The following is a 16,102-nucleotide window of genomic DNA, read 5'->3' on the forward strand; positions in this document are numbered from 1 at the left end:
TTCTTTTTCCACTTTCCTCTTTTTGCCAAATTAACGTAACCGTTCAGGCTATATATCAAAAGTGTAAGAAAGGGGATAAGGAGATAAGAGTGATATGGAGATAAGATAATAGAAATAGATTGAAATTGATAGAAATAGGTAGAAATTGATTGTGGAAAACAACAAATTTCCATAAATTTCTATTAGTTTCTATTAATTTCAATTTTTTTAATAATATCTCCCTATCTCCTTAATCTCCCCATCTCCTTTTGTTACACCACCTGAACACTTACAAATTAACGAAGAAGACTCATAATAAGGGGTGTGGTAAAGTATATGAGGAAGGCTATGGATGCTAAATACATCATCCAGTGCACTTCACGGAATTTTCCTCTTACAATCTTTATGAAGGTATAGACAATGAAGCCTATGCCAATACCATTTGTTATGCTGTAGGTGAATGGCATTGTCACGAGTATCATAAGCGCTGGAAAGCCTTCCTCAAAGTCAGCAAAGGGAATTTGCAGGATGATAGTGCACATATAGAATCCTACAAGTATCAAGGCAGGTGCGGTTGCCTGAACAGGTATGATACTGATTAGTGGTGATAAAAAGAGCCCAAGAAGAAACAATATACCAACTATTACGGATGTCAAGCCTGTTCTTCCACCTTCGGCTACACCTGCGGCTGACTCTATGTATGTAGTTACAGAACTTGCCGATGCTAATCCGCCGAAGGTAGCACCAAGAGAATCAACAAGTAATACCCGGTTAAGGCGTGGAAGCTTGCCATCTTTAAGAAAGCCACCTCCTTCCCCAACACCAATGACTGTCCCCATCGTGTCGAAGAAATCTGACATCATAATTGAGAATATAGTGAGTATGGCTGTAAGGAATCCTACTTTTGAAAATACCTCGAAGTTTATGCCTGCTCCAAAAGTAGAAAAGTCCGGTAGGCTTATGAGCGATGTAGGTATGACCGCGGCGTTCTTAAATACAGTCAGTCCTGATGTATAATTGACGATGATAGCTAGTATTGTCGTCAGGATGATACCCAGGAGAAGTGAACCGAGAACCCGGTTTGCCATCAGGTAGGCTGTAATAAGAATGCCTATTATGGCAATAAAGACAGATGGTGTGTTTAATTCGCCTAAAGTAACTGGTATGCCTGTTCCTTGTTTCACCAGTCCCGCTTCATACATCCCAATAAAGAGAATAAAGAGTCCAATACCTACACCAATCGCTCTTTTCAAAGACATTGGTATGGCGTTCATAATTGCCTCCCTTAATCCGGTAAGCACGAGTATGGTAATAACCACACCTTCTATGAATATGACACCCATAGCGGCTTGCCAGGGAAGTTTCATCCCCAATATAAGTTGGAAGGCAACAATCGCATTCAGTCCCATTCCTGAGGCAAGGGCAAAGGGATAGTTGGTGTAAAGTCCCATTGTAATGCAAAGAACACTTGCCGCCAGGCATGTTGCCGCAATGGTAGGTGCAAGCCCCGGTCCTACTCCTTCAAGAGGACCTGCACTCAAAATTATGGGGTTAACGAATATAATGTAGGACATTGTCATAAATGTGGTTAACCCCGCAATGATTTCCTTTCTCACCGTCGTATTATTCTCCCGAAGATTGAATATCTTTTCTAAAAACCCTTTCATTAATCTTTACATCCTTTGCATTCGTTAGAAATTTGCTCTTTACTCCTTCTGAATATATATTACTATAAATCTTATTTTATTGTCAAGTAAAAAGTTTCGATCTCAGCAATTCTTGGTGAAAAATTAGATAGAGGCTCATTATTCCTTATTTTTTCTCTCAAAATGTTTACGAAAAATATTTTGTAACTATTCACCGCAGAGACGCAGAGGAACAGAGAAAACATGGAAATAAATCAGATAACAGAAAAAAATTATTGGTGCAGCAATTGAAATACATAAGACATTAGGTCCAGGTCTATTAGAAATGGAATTAAGTGTATAGCCAATAGATTTTAATTTTTTCTGTGTCTCCGCGTCTCTGCGGTGAATAGTTACCATATTTTTATCTATACCTGAACGGTTACTATAAACAGCCTCTTTACTCATAACTTTCTTCCAATGCAGGGAATTTGCCTCCTCGGACATCTTTAATGTATTTCTTCACTGCCTCATTTATTGGTGATTTTAAATCCACATATTTCCGCACAAACTTTGGTCTCACTTCATCATAAAGCCCTAAAATATCATGAATAACCAACACCTGTCCGTCACAATAAGGTCCAGCACCAATACCAATCGTGGGAATATCAAGTGTTTCCGTAATTTCTCTGGCTAATTCATACGGAATACATTCTAAAACTAAGGCAAAAACACCTATTTCTTCTAAGAGTTTGGCATCATCTATTAATTTTTTAGCCGCATCAGGGGTTTCGCCTTGAACCTTATATCCACCCAATAAATGGATTGCCTGAGGTGTAAGTCCAAGATGTCCCATTACCGGGATATCCGCATGAATCATAGATAAAATAGTTTTAGCCACATATTCGCCACCTTCTACCTTGACTGCTTGTGCCCCACCTTCTTTGATAAACCTGCCGGCGTTATAAACTGCATCCTTTACATCCACCTTATATGATAAAAATGGCATATCTCCTACGACCAGGGCATTTGTCGTGCCCTTTGCTACACCTTTGGTAAAGGTAACCATCTCATCTATTCCCACCCCTAAGGTATTTTCATTTCCCAGCATCACCATACTCAATGAATCGCCGACTAAAAGTATATCGACCTCAGCATTATCCAGAATCCGTGCCATTGAGTAATCATAAGCCGTGAGCATCGTTATCTTCTCATTTGCCTTCTTCATTTCCAATAGTTTAGTTGTTGTAACCCTTGACATTTTATTCCTCCTATTTGGTTTTTAATCTTTCCAAAATAGTCTGCCATATATCATCTATTCCCAACTTTTTTGCCCAACGCTCAATGTAATCTCTATCAATCATATCACCAGATATTTTGAGCATACTGGTTATATCTCTAATATGTTTTTCAGATTCCCCTTCTTTATAATATCGCATCTTCATAATTATTACATCTTCAGGAGAGGCAAAACTTGCTTGTGTATCTTCAATTGGAGAAATCTTTTTTATCCTTTCAAACCGACTATTATCAAAGGCATCTTTTTTACAGATAATAATATCTATTTTTAAACCAGATGCTGGATGTATAATATTAAACTGATATTTATGTCTGATTGCATCTCTTATCGCCTCTTCACTTATATAAAATTCATCCGAAGGGAATAATCTTATCAATCCTGGAATATGCTGTTCCCCAATATCTGCAACTACATCAATATCATTAGTAAACCTTGGTTCTCCATAGAATATAGAAGCAATAGAACCGGTTATAAGATATTGAATCCCAAGTGATTCAAAACCCTGCACCAGATATTTAAGTAAGTCATATTGTTCCATAGGATAATCTCCTTACTACTTCCTGTTGAACTTTTCCCTTATCCCAGTCGGGATGCAAAGAAGATAGATAGTTTGTTAATTGTTTCTTTGCAGAATCCCATAAATTAAATGCAATAATTAGTCTTTCTTGGGGAGTTTTTTTTCTTAACACTTCAACCATTAATTCATCTAAAACTTCAAGATTTCTTTTTTCAAGTTTCATAAAATTCCTCACCTTCCATCTTCCAATAGTTTTTCTCTCAACTCCTTTTCTGATGGTAATGCCAATTTATACTTGGATGCAAAAACCTTGTTGCTCAATCCTCCAAGAATATATTTTGCAAAGATGTCATCTTTTTTGGCACAGAGTATAAGGCCAATCGGATCATTTTCATCTTCGGTCTTTTCATTATCTTTGATATAGTTTAGATAAAAGTTCATCTGCCCAATGTCTGCGTGGTCAAGTTCATCTGTTTTCAAATCTATCAGAACAAGAGACTTGAGCAATCTATTATAAAAAACCAAATCAATGTAATAATGACGGTTAGCAATGGTAATTCTTTTCTGACGGGCGACAAAAGCAAATCCCTTACCAAGTTCTAATAAAAAGTGTTGAAGTTTATCAATAAGTGCCTGTTCTAACTGACTTTCAGTATAGGATGTTTCTTCTTTAAGATTAAGAAATTCTAAGATATAGGGGTCTTTGATTACATCTTCAGGCTTTTCAATAATCTGTCCTCTTTCTGCCATTTTCATTACTGCTTTGGTATCTTTGCTTAAAGCTAATCGTTCAAACAACATTGAGCCTATCTGTCTTTTCAGTTCTCGGACAGACCAGTTGTTCTGGATTGCCTCTTGCTCATAAAAAGAGCGGGCAAGTGTTTCTTCCACTTTTAGTAATTCGCAATAGTTAGACCAGGAGAGCATAGGTTCAAATCTGTCGGTCGGCGTCTGGCGAATTAGAGATTTACAAGACAGTGTCTGGGATTTTCCAGATGTCGTCTGGAATTTCTTTAGTTCACCAGATTTCGCAGACAGTGTTTGCGGATTTTGAGATTCGTCAGACAGTGTCTGACGAATTGGGAATGACTGATAGAAAAGCCTCATCATCTTTAAATTAGTAGGAGAAAAACCTCTTCCAAATTTTTCAGTCATATCTCTCGATAACCTTTCTATCAATTGTTCTCCATATTCCCCCCTCGATTTCCCTTTTTGCTCAAATTCTACAATCTCTCGGCCAATTCCCCAGTAAGCTAAAACTTGGGCTCTGTTTATTTCTCTAAATGCCTTATTCCTTGCCTGAGTGAGAATTTCTGCAATTCTTCCAAGCAGACTACTGTAATTTCTTGTAGTTATCTCTTTATTTTTTCCCATTTCCACCTACTATCTACTACCTACTGCTTTTAATATTGGATGGAGAGGGCTATTATTTTTCATCACTTTCTTGTCCTTTTGATATTCTCGATATTTTTCAAACCTACTTCTTCTGCGTAAAACTTGACGCTATCTTTCATACATTTTTTGTCATTCCCTTCATCTAATAATTCTTTTATTGTTTTATTCAAGACTGGATGTTTGATGTCTGGGGCGATTTGAGATAATGGAATTAAAACAAATGTCCGTGCGTGCATTAATTTATGAGGTATTTGTAAATCGGGTAAATCTAAAATAATATCATCATAAAGCAATATGTCTAAATCAATGGTTCGGGGTCCCCATTTCCTTTCTATTTTCTTGCCGAGTTTTCCCTCGATTTGTTTTAAAATAGCCAATAATTCTTGAGGTGAAAGTCTGGTTTTTAGTTCGGCGACTAAATTTAAAAACCAATCCTGTTCTTTAAATCCAATAGGTTCTGTTTCATAAATTGGTGAGGTTTTAATCACCTTTATCCGGCTATTAATGAGTTTTATTGCCTCTTTAATATTTTTTTCTCTATCGCCTAAATTTGAGCCAAGAGAGATATAAACTTTACTCATTTTTGCTTCTGGTAATCTCAGCCGCGACATAATTTACTACACCCGCAATAGGGACTTGGGGTTTTGTTACCCGAACAGTGACTTCAATTGCTCTGGTTTTGTCTAAAATTGCCTGAGCAATGTCTGTGGCTAAAGATTCAATTAGCCGATATTTTTTCTTTTGTTCAATGTTTTTCACCAAATTATACACTTCTTTGTAATCAACCGTATCTTCAAGGTGTTGGACTGACTTTAAATCTAAATGTAGTTCTACATCGACTAAGAATTTTTGCCCCAACTCTTGCTCAATCTCAGTTACACCATGATAGCCATAAAAAACTATTTCTGAAATGATAATCTTATCTAAATTCATCTTACCACTTTTTTTTGAACTCCCCTGTCTTCAGAAGAATAAGGATTAAATCCTTTTGTCTTTTTACCTGAAGTAAAATCCTATTATTATCCTTAACCGTCTCGATAGTTTTTTTAAAATCTTTAATATCTTTTATTTCCATATCATTAATCTTAATAATAATGTCCTTTTCATAGAGTTGTGCATCAGAGGCACAGGTGTCCCATTTTACCTCTGAGACAAAGACCCCGTCTTTTGAGTCTAATTTGTAATTCCGATAGATATAGTCAGTTATTTCCTTAACCGCAAAACCAAAGTCTGTTTCTAATTCATCAGCTTTTATCTTTGGCTGTTTGGCGATTTTTAAAGTAAGGTTGAGCGGTTGTTTATCTCTGATTATCTTTATCTGGACTTCTTGACCGATTTTAGAGTCTCCCACTATTCGGATGAGTTCATTTACTGCTTCGGGTTTTTCTGCCTTAACTTTTTTGCCATCAAATTCAGTGATAATATCAAGTGGTTTAAGTCCACTTCCCGCCGCAGGAGAGTTTTCGAACACACCATTTATTATTACGCCGGTAACTTCGGGCAAGCCAAATTGTTGGGCTATATCCCGATTAAATTCCTGGATTGAGACACCTATCCAGCCTCGCTCGATTTCCCCTTGAGTTTTTAATTTATTTATGACCTCTTTAACCACGCTGATAGGAATAGTAAAACTAATGCCTCTCCCTGCCCCACCACTATTTATTCCGATGACCTCACCTTTTAAATTTACCAGAGGTCCACCGCTACTCCCCGGGTCGATTGAGGTATCTGTCTGCAGGAATTCATTTATTATTTCACCTTCGGATTCAATGTCTCTTCCCTTAGCGCTAATTATGCCAAGATACACTGTTCCATCCAATCCATAAGGATTACCAATGGCAATTACCCATTCGCCGACGCAAGTTGTATCTGAATTCCCAAGCACAGGATATTTTAGTTCCTGGTGATGTTCTATCTTTAGCAAGGCTAAATCGGTTAATTTATCTATTCCAATTATCTTCGCCCTGTATTTTGTAACATCATTTAGCATTGTTACCATCGCTTCATCAGCCTCACTAATCAAATGTTCAGTCGTAACGATATACCCTTCACGGTCTAATAATAACCCGGAGCCCAAAACCCTTCGTTTAGCCCCACCTTTTTTCTGGACGGCCTCGATATGGACAACCACAGGTTTTATTTCATTTGACACCTCAATGATTTTTTCCTGAAGTCCCATAAACATCTCTAATCCTGTATTATTAGCCAATAAGTGAACAGGAAATAATAGCAATAAAGAAATGATAATTAGTTTTCGCATTCAAGTTCTCCTTTTTGTGTAACTATTCACCGCAGAGACGCGGAGATACAGAGAAAAAATTAAAATCTATTGGCTATACGCTTAATTCCATTTCTAATAGACCTGGACCTAATGTCTTATGTATTTCAATTGCTGCACCAATAATTTTTTCTGTTATCTGATTTATTTCCATGTTTTCTCTGTTCCTCTGCGTCTCTGCGGTGAATAGTTACCTGCTGTTTAATTAACTCCATTTTTCACTTCGGATGACATCAATCAATTCCCGACCGTAAATAAGTTTTCCTATCTTTAATATCTGGAGTGCAAATTCATCTTGTTCAGTATATTTGGCACGAAGTTCATTAATAAACCATATTTTTGCACTGAGGGAATTTCCAAAGGCTTTTCTGACTTCTTCTTGTGTATATTCCAGCGCTTGCTCCACTGCCCTTAGATTCATATCATCACGAATCACCAACAAAAGGTCAATACTGGAATCTGATTCCTGTCCATTGTGCAGAATATTGCCATATAAAACTATTGATTCTACAAATACCCGAAGTCTATTTGTCAATATTTCAGTTAGTTTTAAGACTAATTCTTTTTCTGACCTGAATAATGTTCTTAAGATATCTCGAGCAAACATATTTTCTTCATTAAGTTTATATAAAATTGCCCGACCAATAGTTTTGGGAATAGTAATACCATGGAGTGAAAGTTCACGAAGGACCTGGTGAGTTTTTAAGTGGGATAAGCCAACTTTTCTTGAAATTTCCCGACCGGTTAAATCACCCGGTTTTTCAAATAGAAAGCGTAAAATTCTGACCTTAGACCGCTGCCCAAGGATAGAATCAAGTGGGTCTAAAAACTGCATCTTTCCCCCTCCCTTTTACTAAAGAACGCTCTCGGATAAATTTGAGCCTTGATTTTATTAATCTTCACACTCCTCGAATTTTCCCTTCACCCCCATGTTTGGGATAAAAGGGTTAGGGTTAAGAAGTTAGTTTTGTTTAGTGGTTAGAAATTTGCCCAAAACACTGTTCGAACTTCTCCCCTATAGTTTTACTAATATCTTAACCCAACTTCCATAGTGAGTTTATCGAACCTACGGGCTTCCTAACCGTAACTTTTACCTTTTATCCGAGAGGCTTCTTTAATTTCGGATTGCAGATTGTTGATTGCAGATTTTTTTCACTCCGCAATTTTAAATAACACATACCCGGTGATGATTAATATCATAATGAATTTAGGGCTATAAATTTCAGTTTAGTGAAGGCTTTTTGAATTTAAGACAATATTTCTTTTTAACTTCTTCTGCTTCTCTGTGAATTTTGGCGATCAAATTATCTGTAGGTAAATTCTTCTCTTCTTCGTAAAACCTTTTCTGAATTTCATGAATTTCTTTCATTGGTCTGGGTTCTTTATACATCTTCTACTACTTCCTTTGGTGTGCAAATATCTATATTTTTATAACCTAAAAGGGTATTTACACCCATGACTTTTACCCTTGTTTTATGTTTTATCAGATGCTGAAAGTTCCAGGTTACTAAAATGTCTATGTCGTTTATTGTGGTTAAAGCAATGTGTAGAGCATCGTCTCTATAAGCTGGCGGAATAATTTCTTCACTTATATATTTTTCAGCCAAAAGAACGGTTTCCTCGTTCACCTTCAATGGTTCTTCTAATTCTATGCTTCTCATAAATTCAAGCAGGGCTTTTCGTTTTGTTTCATTCTCTGTGGCTGATATTTCCCGTAAAACCACCTCAGAGATAAAACCATCATAGATACCTTGCTTAATCTCACTGCATAACTTTTTGGTTACTTCTCTATCCTCCAAAGAAATATCATCAGCTATAGCAAAATTGATTATGGATGTATCTAAATATAGCTTTAATTTTCTCATCACATTGCCCTTTGGCTTCCTAAAGTTAGATGCTCATTTTTATTTTATCACACCTAACTTACCTGTCTTTTTCTCACCGGTATTAGTATCTATAATAAGATAGATGTAAATTCCACTGGCAACAGTTCTATTGTCCTCATTAGTAACATCCCAGGTAGCATTGTCGTTAAATGGGATCTTTTTTACTAACTCACCAGCTATATTAAATATTTTAATTACACCACTTCTCCCAGCTAATTTACTAAAGGTCATCTTATGAGGAGGATGTACAGGATTAGGCCAGACAAATACATCTTCTATTGGATATATTGAAGCCGCTAAAACAAAATTTATCCCGCTCAGTGCCATAACTAATAGTCTACCTTTAGTAGACACAACTTCCACATTTACTACTTGGGCCTCCGGGGTCTGATAACCTTTGGGTGGGACAACCCTAACTTCATAAGTTCCAGGCGGCAACCCTGCAATTAGATAAGAACCATCTGGTAAAGTAGTCGTACTTCCCTTAAGAGTAGAAGTTCCATTCTCAAATGTTAAATATGCCTCAATCAATATGTTAGCTAATCTATTGCCTAACTCATCAGATATATTTCCACAGATTGAACCACCTAAGACTGCAAATCTATTACTTTCACCCTCTGTTTCTTCAGTATAAGTCAGAATAGTTACACTACCACAGGCGTTAGAGATGGTTACCGGATGATTACTCAAGACCCCATCAATAAATTTTACCGTCTTATCATAATCTATAGTCTCTGTAGTATCAGCAAAGGTATTAGATGTGCCATTGTAACCTGTAACCGTATTTCCATCTTCATCTTTAGCCGTTACGGTAATTTCAAAAGGTATCTCTACTATCTGGTCATCAATCGTATTAAAGACAAAATGATGTAGTCTGCCAGGTAATACAGTAATTACCTCCGTCATATCTGATAAAGAAGACTCGGCAACCACACAGCCCGTGCCTACGGTTGTAAAGTCTAAAATAACACCTGTTCCCGTAGTCGTAGATAGATTACCAATATTACCGATTAATGTCCAGCGGACTTCTTTTACACCAATTTCCAGATTTTTGGCATCAAAGGTTTTTGCAAAAATCTCTAATTTATCATCTGCGGTCAAAATCACACTCTCAACTGCCTGATTATTTTTATCTACGATAACTAAGTGATGTTCATTACCAACCAGGACAGTAATTAAACCCGTCGAATCTGTCAACCCTGATGATAGTTCGATAATGGTAATTGTGCCTTTTTCGTTAATCAATGGTTCGAAAATAGTCATTGTTCCTTGAGTCGTAGATAAAGTGCCAATATTACCAGTTATACTCCAGACAACCTCTACCGGCCCCTTATCATTTCCCCATTTATCATATCCGTAAGCAAAAAGTAGATGATTTTTATCAGTCGTGGTCTCTAAATCCCCAATTTCTTTACCAGAGGTATCCTCTATCCTTACATAATTAGTGATTCCGGGTAATGTTGTAATTGTCCCTGTCAGACAGGTATGTCCTTTATCATCCCAAATCTTTATCATGCCTTCCCCGACGGCTCCTTTACCTGGATAAAATATAGTTGAAGTGCCATAAGTCGTAGATAAACTACCAATATCACCGATTATTTCCCAGTGAACTAATTCCAATCCGCAGGTATTAGTGTCTTTATCATAACCCATCGCATAAACTATTAATTCATCATCCGCGGTCAAGGAAAGGTTACCAATTTCATTTCCTTTTTCATCCTCTATCTTCAAAAAGGCACATTCACCGGCATCAATCTTAATTTCTGCCGTTGCGGTATGTCCTTGATTATCGTAGGCAATTATCGTGGCAGTCCCAACTTTAATTAAGTCAAGCACGGAAGAAACTCCCTTTTCCTTTGAAAAGATACCTGATTCAGGATTAATTTGCCAATGGACAACAACATCACCGATTAAATTATTTTCTTGAGAATATGCTTTAGCTAATAAATCCAGTGTATTATCAGTGGTAAAACTACCACCTTTGAATATTTCCTGTTGTGATAAAATTTCTATGTGGTGAATGGGAATAGGAATAGCGGCGTCATTCAAGAAGAGTTTTGTGATAGTGGTTTTATCTGCTAACGCACCAGATAAAATCAGGTCTAAATCCCCATCTTTATCATAATCACAAGGTGCTAATGCAGAAAAACTTACGCCCGGTAATTCTTGAGAAGTATCCTCAATTAATATGCCATTATCATTACGATATACTTTAGTGATAGGTTTCTCCTTGCCCTGACCTGTAATAAATAAGTCAACATCGCCATCTAAATCATAATCAGCCCAGACGGCAAATGAATGAAAAGCAGGTTCAACTTTTTGGTCAATATCCTCAACTAAAGTTCCATTGACATCTTTATATATTTTAATAATGCCGCCTTCTGGCGTCCAACCCGTAACCAATAAATCTAACCTGCTATCCCCGGTATAGTCTCCCCAGGCTACCGACCCATAATACATGCTGATTAAATTTTGGACTATCTCTTCAGTAGTTCCATCTTCTTTCTTTTTAAATAGCTTGGTGTAAGGTTTCCAATTAGAATCATGGCCCGCATGGGCATAAATATCCTGTTTTCCATCCTTATCAGAATCTGCCCAGGCAATCGAGCCATAGCCAATAGCGGGATGTTGTTCTGGGTCTTCGGTAAGTGTGCCATTGACATTGGTATAAATTTTAGAGGTAGGGCAAACAGAGGCATCATATCCGGCAAGGCTTAAGTCTAAATCTCCATCTGAATCATAATCAGTCCAACCTATCTTCCCATACGAAATACCTATTAGTTGTTGTTTTGTATCGTGGGTTAATATTCCAGTATCATTTCGGTAAATAAGGGTTTGAGGGCCATCGGCATTACGGCCACAGATGGCTAAATCTAAATCATTATCTTTATCATAATCCCCCCAGGCAATAGATGTTTGATTTAAACCAACTAATTGTTGTCCTGAATCTGTAAATTTAGCCGCCCAGGACACAGAGGTGAAAAATAAAACGAAAAAACTAATACATAATCTTAATTCTCTTTTCATAATTTAATCCCTCCCCTAATTTTATTAATTAAAATAGTAACTATTCACCATTCACAATTCACAATTTCTTCCCTAAATTTCCTTAATAATGGTGAATGGTGAATTGTCAATTGTGAATTATCACTCTTCACGGTGTCAAGCAAACCTGGCCCAAGAGTTCGATGCACCGCTATAGCGCATCCAATGACTCTATTCGATAATTCATCAAATTTCACTTCGTGCTCTCCGTACCCTTCGTGGTGAATAGTTACTTAAAATCTAAACTTTTGCGTTTTTTGCTAACACTTTGTATTTCAATCTCTTGTGTAAATAAGGGGAAACGGGAAAGGGGGGAAAGGAAAAAGAAGTATTTTTCTCTAAGTATAAGAAATATAGTTAGTTATACATGAAATTCTTTTTCCCCTTTCCCCAATTTTCTCCATTTCCCCTTTCTTACACCTAAAAAAACGCAAAAGTTCAATTAAAATATAACATAATTTTCTTTTATTGTCAAGAGGCTGGTGAGAATTTTTTTAAAATATCTTATACTATTTTGGTAAAACCTACTAAAATTAATTGTAGTAACCGTTCACCGCACAGACACAGAGACGCAGAGAAGAAAATTAAAATTTATGATTAACCAATCTGGTTTGCCTGCTGAACATTCGGCAAGCAGGTTCTATTGTCGTGTTGAATAAGTTTTGCACGGCGTATCATCAGATTTCATAACCTGCAAACGGATAATTGGTAACTGGTAACTGGTTAAATAGTTTCGTCCTGAGATCAGCCGAACGGTATTTAATTACCAGTTACCAATCACCAGTTACCAGAATCAAATTCCGTGCGTTATTTGTTCAACACGACACTATGTATTTCAATGTCTGCATCAATAATCTTTTTATGTGCTCTAATTTATTTCTATGTCTTCTCTGTTCCTCTGCGTCTCTGCGGTAAATTACCACCTGAACGGTCTCCAGGTAGTTGAAAGACAAATAAAAATCCTTGACTTAAATAAAGATAGAGGGTATAATGGATAGAAGTGTTCATCTGTGAATTTTCCGCCATCAGAGAGCAAGTGAAGGGGGAAGAGTAATCAGTGGAGAGTAGTTTACTGTTCATTGACTAAATATGCCCTGGGGGGTTGTATCTCCCTCATCTCAATCTAAAATGGCCTTAAAACCCAATAGACATTAAGGAGGGATCTTAATATGAACGAAGAATTAGAAGTAACAGAAGAGGTGTTGGAATGTGAAAGGATATGTGGTAACTGTAATCAGTTTTTGCCATCAACTATGACAGGGCTGACTGAATTTGGTATCTGTATGAGTGATGAAGCCTTTGAGCCGTTTATTGATGAATTATTTGAGGATCCGGGCACTGCTTCTTGCCAGGACTTGATAAACCGCAAAAAAATCCCTTGTGGCCAGGAAGCATGTGAAGAGTTTGAAGAGGTTGAATCTGTGGATCTGGGAGATGGTCCATTAGCAGAGCAGATAGAATATCTAATAGAAACCGGTCATCTTAATCCGGAAACCTTTAGGGAGGCTTTAATAGATGAACAAATCAGAAACATTGACTTTCGAACTCTGCCTGTAGAGCCATATGTAACACGATTGAAGGGTTCTGATGCGGAAGCACAACAGATCGCCATAACCACCCTTGGTAATATGATTAGACATAAAAATGAGCCGGCATTCAAAGCATTACTCAATTTTTTCAAAGAATTGCCTCCTCCCAAAACAATAGAGGAGGTGTACTTCAAAAAAGGAGTTTTAAAAGAGTTAGAATATTCTGAGACAAGAGCGCTTCTCATCCCTGAATTAATTGATGAGTTGTATCAAACGCCTTCGAATAATACTACCAGACAGTGGATATCAGCTATCTTTCGGTGCCTGAGATATTGTCCGCCAGAGAAAGTTCGTGAGCCATTGGAAAAGATGTTGGGTGATAAAAGATTCTCATATAAATTTAAGCAAAAAATCAAGGATATCTTGTATCAATAAGAGGTGATTAAATTGAATAAAGAACCAAAATTTCCTGTAGTTGGCAGGCTTGTTGAATGTAACAACTGCAAAAGGAAGATATTGGTTGAATATGGCTTGATCGGAGTAGACCATTGTCTTGGGGTAATCGCTACTTGCTGGGAATGCTTAGACAAAGAGATTCAAAATAAGGCAGTAGATATGTACCAGCTAAAGATTGAGGATGAATGAAAGAAAAGAATTCGACCTGTGCAATTAAGATAAACCACGAAGGGCATGAAGACCACGAAGAAAAAATATTGCCACCTGTGCGGCTAAATGTAAAATGGATAATGTAAAATGAGAAATGTCCAATGAAAATGTATAACTGAAAGGTAATGAGTCTTGCGAAGTACTAAAATTTCCCATTTTTCATTTCCTATTTTACATTTATTTTTCCTTTGCGTCTCTGCGATGAATTAGTCTAATCGCACAGGTGGAAAAGTTTGAGTCATTTCTCCAATTCTCCCTTTTCCCCATTTTCCCTTGTTTACACTTCTAATGTATAGCCCTGAACGGTTACAATCTTTTTATGTGATCTAATTTATTTCTATGTCTTCTCTGTTCCTCTGCGTCTCTGCGATAAATTACCACCTGAACGGTCTCCAGGGAGTTGAAAACAAATAAAAATCCTTGACTTAAATAAAGATAGAGGGTATAATGGATACAAGTGTTCATCTGTGAATTTTCCGCCATCAGAGAGCAAGTGCTTACTTTAGATGAATGCCTTTTAAAATGGGTTAATTTTTAATATGAGGATTGTTTTCCTGTTTTTACTAATAATAATATCTAATGTTGAGGCGGCTTTTGAGAATAAGACTTTAAGTGTGCGAGCAGAAGGAATGGCTGGGGCTTTTACGGCTGTTGCCGATGGTGCTGAGGCTATTTACTATAATCCCGCAGGATTGGCTCAGCTTAACCTCAACGAAATTACCTTCTTTTATACCCATCCTTTTGACCTGTCAGATTTAAAACAAAATCTTATCCATTTTGCTCAATCGTTACCCAAAGGAGGTAGAGGCTTTTCATATCATCAGCTCATCGCCTCTACTAATTATAGAGAAGAATTATTAATCGTTGGTCTGGGCACTTTTGTCCATAGAAATCTTTGTCTTGGAATTAATTTTAAACAGATGTATTTAAAGATTGGTGGATATGGACAGGAGGGTGACATTGGGATAGATGTTGGGGGATTATACGAAGTTAGTCCAAAAATAAAGATGGGATTAGCTATCTTTAATTTAAACCAGCCATTGATTGATGTCGAAAAAAGCTATAATTTAGGTTTAAGCATTAACCCAAAAGAAAATCTTACCATCGCCGTTGATTTAGAAAAAACCAATCGGTTTGATTTAGAGATTAGACTGGGGCAGGAATTTTGGCTTACCAATAATTTTTGTCTTCGGGCAGGGATGAAAAGAAATCCCCAGACTCAGCCAACTCTGGGTATAGGGATATTAATTAACTTTATTCAGCTTGATTACGGGTGTATTTTTCATCCTGCTTTAGGACCAACCCACCTTTTTTCTTTAACTAAATGGTTTTAACCTCGACATTACAATAATTCTTGTCCCTTATGTTTTCAAAAGATTTCAGCCCATTAAAATTCACGAAACTATAGCACTTATTAATCGAAATTTGACATAGATATGGCTATGAAATTCCAAATCACAAATTCCAAATTCCATTTAGTGAATTAGTGAATTAAGCGAATTAGCGAATTAGTAAAATCTAATCTCTAATTCACTAATCTCTAATTCGCTTTTTGGTATGTGGAATTTGGTGTTTATTTGAGATTTGGTGCTTGGAATTTGGGATTTTTTTACTTATCCACTCTGAGTAAAGTTTTGACTAATAACTGCTATATATTTCAGAAAGAGGGTGTGTTGAAAAAGTCCTCGCACCCAACAAGGGATTAAAACTAATAAGTAATTATTCCTTGACAATTTTTCATCACTCTCACCTAAGCTGGAGTTTCGTGAATTTTCATAAGAGTTCAGGTAGGATAAAAATAAGGAGAAAGGGAGAAGATGGAGAAGTGGAGAAAAGAAGAGTTAAGTGATGGGATTATTAATGCCTGTATTAATGTCCATCA

The 16,102-nt window shown here is 36.8% G+C and carries 18 protein-coding genes; 3 read left to right on the top strand and 15 right to left on the bottom strand.

What is annotated here, in order from left to right; translation table 11 throughout:
• Nucleotides 1-275 precede the first annotated feature (275 nt).
• The 15 genes from AB1414_05660 to AB1414_05730 form a co-directional block, all read right to left on the bottom strand.
• Nucleotides 276-1,646: an NCS2 family permease gene (locus AB1414_05660; protein ID MEW6606926.1), complete on the bottom strand. Its 1,371-nt coding sequence runs from the start codon at nucleotides 1,644-1,646 to the stop codon at nucleotides 276-278.
• Between the two features lie 186 nt (nucleotides 1,647-1,832).
• A complete protein-coding gene (locus AB1414_05665) occupies nucleotides 1,833-2,072 on the bottom strand; it encodes a hypothetical protein (protein MEW6606927.1) in 240 nt (79 codons plus the stop codon).
• Entirely contained in the window at nucleotides 2,065-2,865 is an 801-nt protein-coding gene (gene panB / locus AB1414_05670) for a 3-methyl-2-oxobutanoate hydroxymethyltransferase (protein MEW6606928.1), read from the bottom strand. The genes AB1414_05665 and panB overlap by 8 nt, the downstream gene beginning before the upstream one ends.
• Before the next feature lie 10 nt (nucleotides 2,866-2,875).
• The gene (locus AB1414_05675; GenBank protein MEW6606929.1) at nucleotides 2,876-3,442 is read right to left on the bottom strand and encodes a hypothetical protein; all 567 of its coding nucleotides are present in this window, start codon (nucleotides 3,440-3,442) and stop codon (nucleotides 2,876-2,878) included.
• Nucleotides 3,429-3,644 (bottom strand): hypothetical protein, encoded by a 216-nt coding sequence (locus tag AB1414_05680; protein ID MEW6606930.1) that lies wholly within the window; start codon nucleotides 3,642-3,644, stop codon nucleotides 3,429-3,431. Before AB1414_05680 ends, AB1414_05675 begins: the two co-directional genes overlap by 14 nt.
• 8 nt (nucleotides 3,645-3,652) lie before the next feature.
• Entirely contained in the window at nucleotides 3,653-4,795 is a 1,143-nt protein-coding gene (locus tag AB1414_05685; GenBank protein MEW6606931.1) for a PDDEXK nuclease domain-containing protein, read from the bottom strand.
• Nucleotides 4,796-4,857: 62 nt separating this feature from the next.
• Nucleotides 4,858-5,397, bottom strand: a complete 540-nt coding sequence (folK, locus tag AB1414_05690; GenBank protein MEW6606932.1) for a 2-amino-4-hydroxy-6-hydroxymethyldihydropteridine diphosphokinase — start codon at nucleotides 5,395-5,397, stop codon at nucleotides 4,858-4,860.
• The gene (gene folB / locus AB1414_05695; protein MEW6606933.1) at nucleotides 5,390-5,749 is read right to left on the bottom strand and encodes a dihydroneopterin aldolase; all 360 of its coding nucleotides are present in this window, start codon (nucleotides 5,747-5,749) and stop codon (nucleotides 5,390-5,392) included. Before folB ends, folK begins: the two co-directional genes overlap by 8 nt.
• A 1-nt stretch (nucleotide 5,750) precedes the next feature.
• A complete protein-coding gene (locus AB1414_05700) occupies nucleotides 5,751-7,076 on the bottom strand; it encodes a trypsin-like peptidase domain-containing protein (GenBank protein ID MEW6606934.1) in 1,326 nt (441 codons plus the stop codon).
• A 73-nt stretch (nucleotides 7,077-7,149) separates the two neighbouring features.
• Nucleotides 7,150-7,248 (bottom strand): GxxExxY protein, encoded by a 99-nt coding sequence (locus AB1414_05705; protein ID MEW6606935.1) that lies wholly within the window; start codon nucleotides 7,246-7,248, stop codon nucleotides 7,150-7,152.
• Between the two features lie 51 nt (nucleotides 7,249-7,299).
• Entirely contained in the window at nucleotides 7,300-7,929 is a 630-nt protein-coding gene (locus tag AB1414_05710; protein MEW6606936.1) for a hypothetical protein, read from the bottom strand.
• A 387-nt stretch (nucleotides 7,930-8,316) separates the two neighbouring features.
• Entirely contained in the window at nucleotides 8,317-8,484 is a 168-nt protein-coding gene (locus tag AB1414_05715; protein ID MEW6606937.1) for a hypothetical protein, read from the bottom strand.
• Nucleotides 8,477-8,962, bottom strand: a complete 486-nt coding sequence (locus tag AB1414_05720; GenBank protein MEW6606938.1) for a PIN domain nuclease — start codon at nucleotides 8,960-8,962, stop codon at nucleotides 8,477-8,479. The genes AB1414_05715 and AB1414_05720 overlap by 8 nt, the downstream gene beginning before the upstream one ends.
• A gap of 36 nt (nucleotides 8,963-8,998) precedes the next feature.
• Complete coding sequence (locus AB1414_05725) at nucleotides 8,999-12,007, bottom strand: FG-GAP-like repeat-containing protein (protein ID MEW6606939.1); 3,009 nt, start codon at nucleotides 12,005-12,007, stop codon at nucleotides 8,999-9,001.
• Nucleotides 12,008-12,904: 897 nt separating this feature from the next.
• Nucleotides 12,905-13,051, bottom strand: a complete 147-nt coding sequence (locus tag AB1414_05730) for a hypothetical protein (GenBank protein MEW6606940.1) — start codon at nucleotides 13,049-13,051, stop codon at nucleotides 12,905-12,907.
• Nucleotides 13,052-13,194: 143 nt separating this feature from the next.
• Here AB1414_05730 and AB1414_05735 point away from each other — a divergent pair, with 143 nt between their 5' ends.
• The 3 genes from AB1414_05735 (at nucleotide 13,195) to AB1414_05745 (ending at nucleotide 15,554) form a co-directional block, all read left to right on the top strand.
• Nucleotides 13,195-13,989 carry a hypothetical protein gene (locus AB1414_05735; GenBank protein MEW6606941.1) on the top strand — a complete coding sequence of 265 codons (795 nt, stop codon included), beginning with the start codon at nucleotides 13,195-13,197 and terminating at the stop codon, nucleotides 13,987-13,989.
• A 12-nt stretch (nucleotides 13,990-14,001) separates the two neighbouring features.
• The gene (locus AB1414_05740; protein ID MEW6606942.1) at nucleotides 14,002-14,199 is read left to right on the top strand and encodes a hypothetical protein; all 198 of its coding nucleotides are present in this window, start codon (nucleotides 14,002-14,004) and stop codon (nucleotides 14,197-14,199) included.
• Between the two features lie 560 nt (nucleotides 14,200-14,759).
• Nucleotides 14,760-15,554: a UPF0164 family protein gene (locus AB1414_05745; GenBank protein MEW6606943.1), complete on the top strand. Its 795-nt coding sequence runs from the start codon at nucleotides 14,760-14,762 to the stop codon at nucleotides 15,552-15,554.
• Nucleotides 15,555-16,102 lie beyond the last annotated feature (548 nt).

This window comes from bacterium (genome assembly GCA_040755795.1).
GTDB lineage: Bacteria > UBA9089 > CG2-30-40-21 > CG2-30-40-21 > SBAY01 > JBFLXS01.

Coding starts and splice junctions, on each gene's coding strand:
- AB1414_05660 (MEW6606926.1), bottom strand. CDS start 1,646: ATGAAAGGGTTTTTAGAAAAGATATTCAATCTTCGGGAGAATAATACG.
- AB1414_05665 (MEW6606927.1), bottom strand. CDS start 2,072: ATGAGTAAAGAGGCTGTTTATAGTAACCGTTCAGGTATAGATAAAAAT.
- panB (MEW6606928.1), bottom strand. CDS start 2,865: ATGTCAAGGGTTACAACAACTAAACTATTGGAAATGAAGAAGGCAAAT.
- AB1414_05675 (MEW6606929.1), bottom strand. CDS start 3,442: ATGGAACAATATGACTTACTTAAATATCTGGTGCAGGGTTTTGAATCA.
- AB1414_05680 (MEW6606930.1), bottom strand. CDS start 3,644: ATGAAACTTGAAAAAAGAAATCTTGAAGTTTTAGATGAATTAATGGTT.
- AB1414_05685 (MEW6606931.1), bottom strand. CDS start 4,795: ATGGGAAAAAATAAAGAGATAACTACAAGAAATTACAGTAGTCTGCTT.
- folK (MEW6606932.1), bottom strand. CDS start 5,397: ATGAGTAAAGTTTATATCTCTCTTGGCTCAAATTTAGGCGATAGAGAA.
- folB (MEW6606933.1), bottom strand. CDS start 5,749: ATGAATTTAGATAAGATTATCATTTCAGAAATAGTTTTTTATGGCTAT.
- AB1414_05700 (MEW6606934.1), bottom strand. CDS start 7,076: ATGCGAAAACTAATTATCATTTCTTTATTGCTATTATTTCCTGTTCAC.
- AB1414_05705 (MEW6606935.1), bottom strand. CDS start 7,248: ATGGAAATAAATCAGATAACAGAAAAAATTATTGGTGCAGCAATTGAA.
- AB1414_05710 (MEW6606936.1), bottom strand. CDS start 7,929: ATGCAGTTTTTAGACCCACTTGATTCTATCCTTGGGCAGCGGTCTAAG.
- AB1414_05715 (MEW6606937.1), bottom strand. CDS start 8,484: ATGTATAAAGAACCCAGACCAATGAAAGAAATTCATGAAATTCAGAAA.
- AB1414_05725 (MEW6606939.1), bottom strand. CDS start 12,007: ATGAAAAGAGAATTAAGATTATGTATTAGTTTTTTCGTTTTATTTTTC.
- AB1414_05730 (MEW6606940.1), bottom strand. CDS start 13,051: ATGGCGGAAAATTCACAGATGAACACTTCTATCCATTATACCCTCTAT.
- AB1414_05735 (MEW6606941.1), top strand. CDS start 13,195: ATGAACGAAGAATTAGAAGTAACAGAAGAGGTGTTGGAATGTGAAAGG.
- AB1414_05745 (MEW6606943.1), top strand. CDS start 14,760: ATGAGGATTGTTTTCCTGTTTTTACTAATAATAATATCTAATGTTGAG.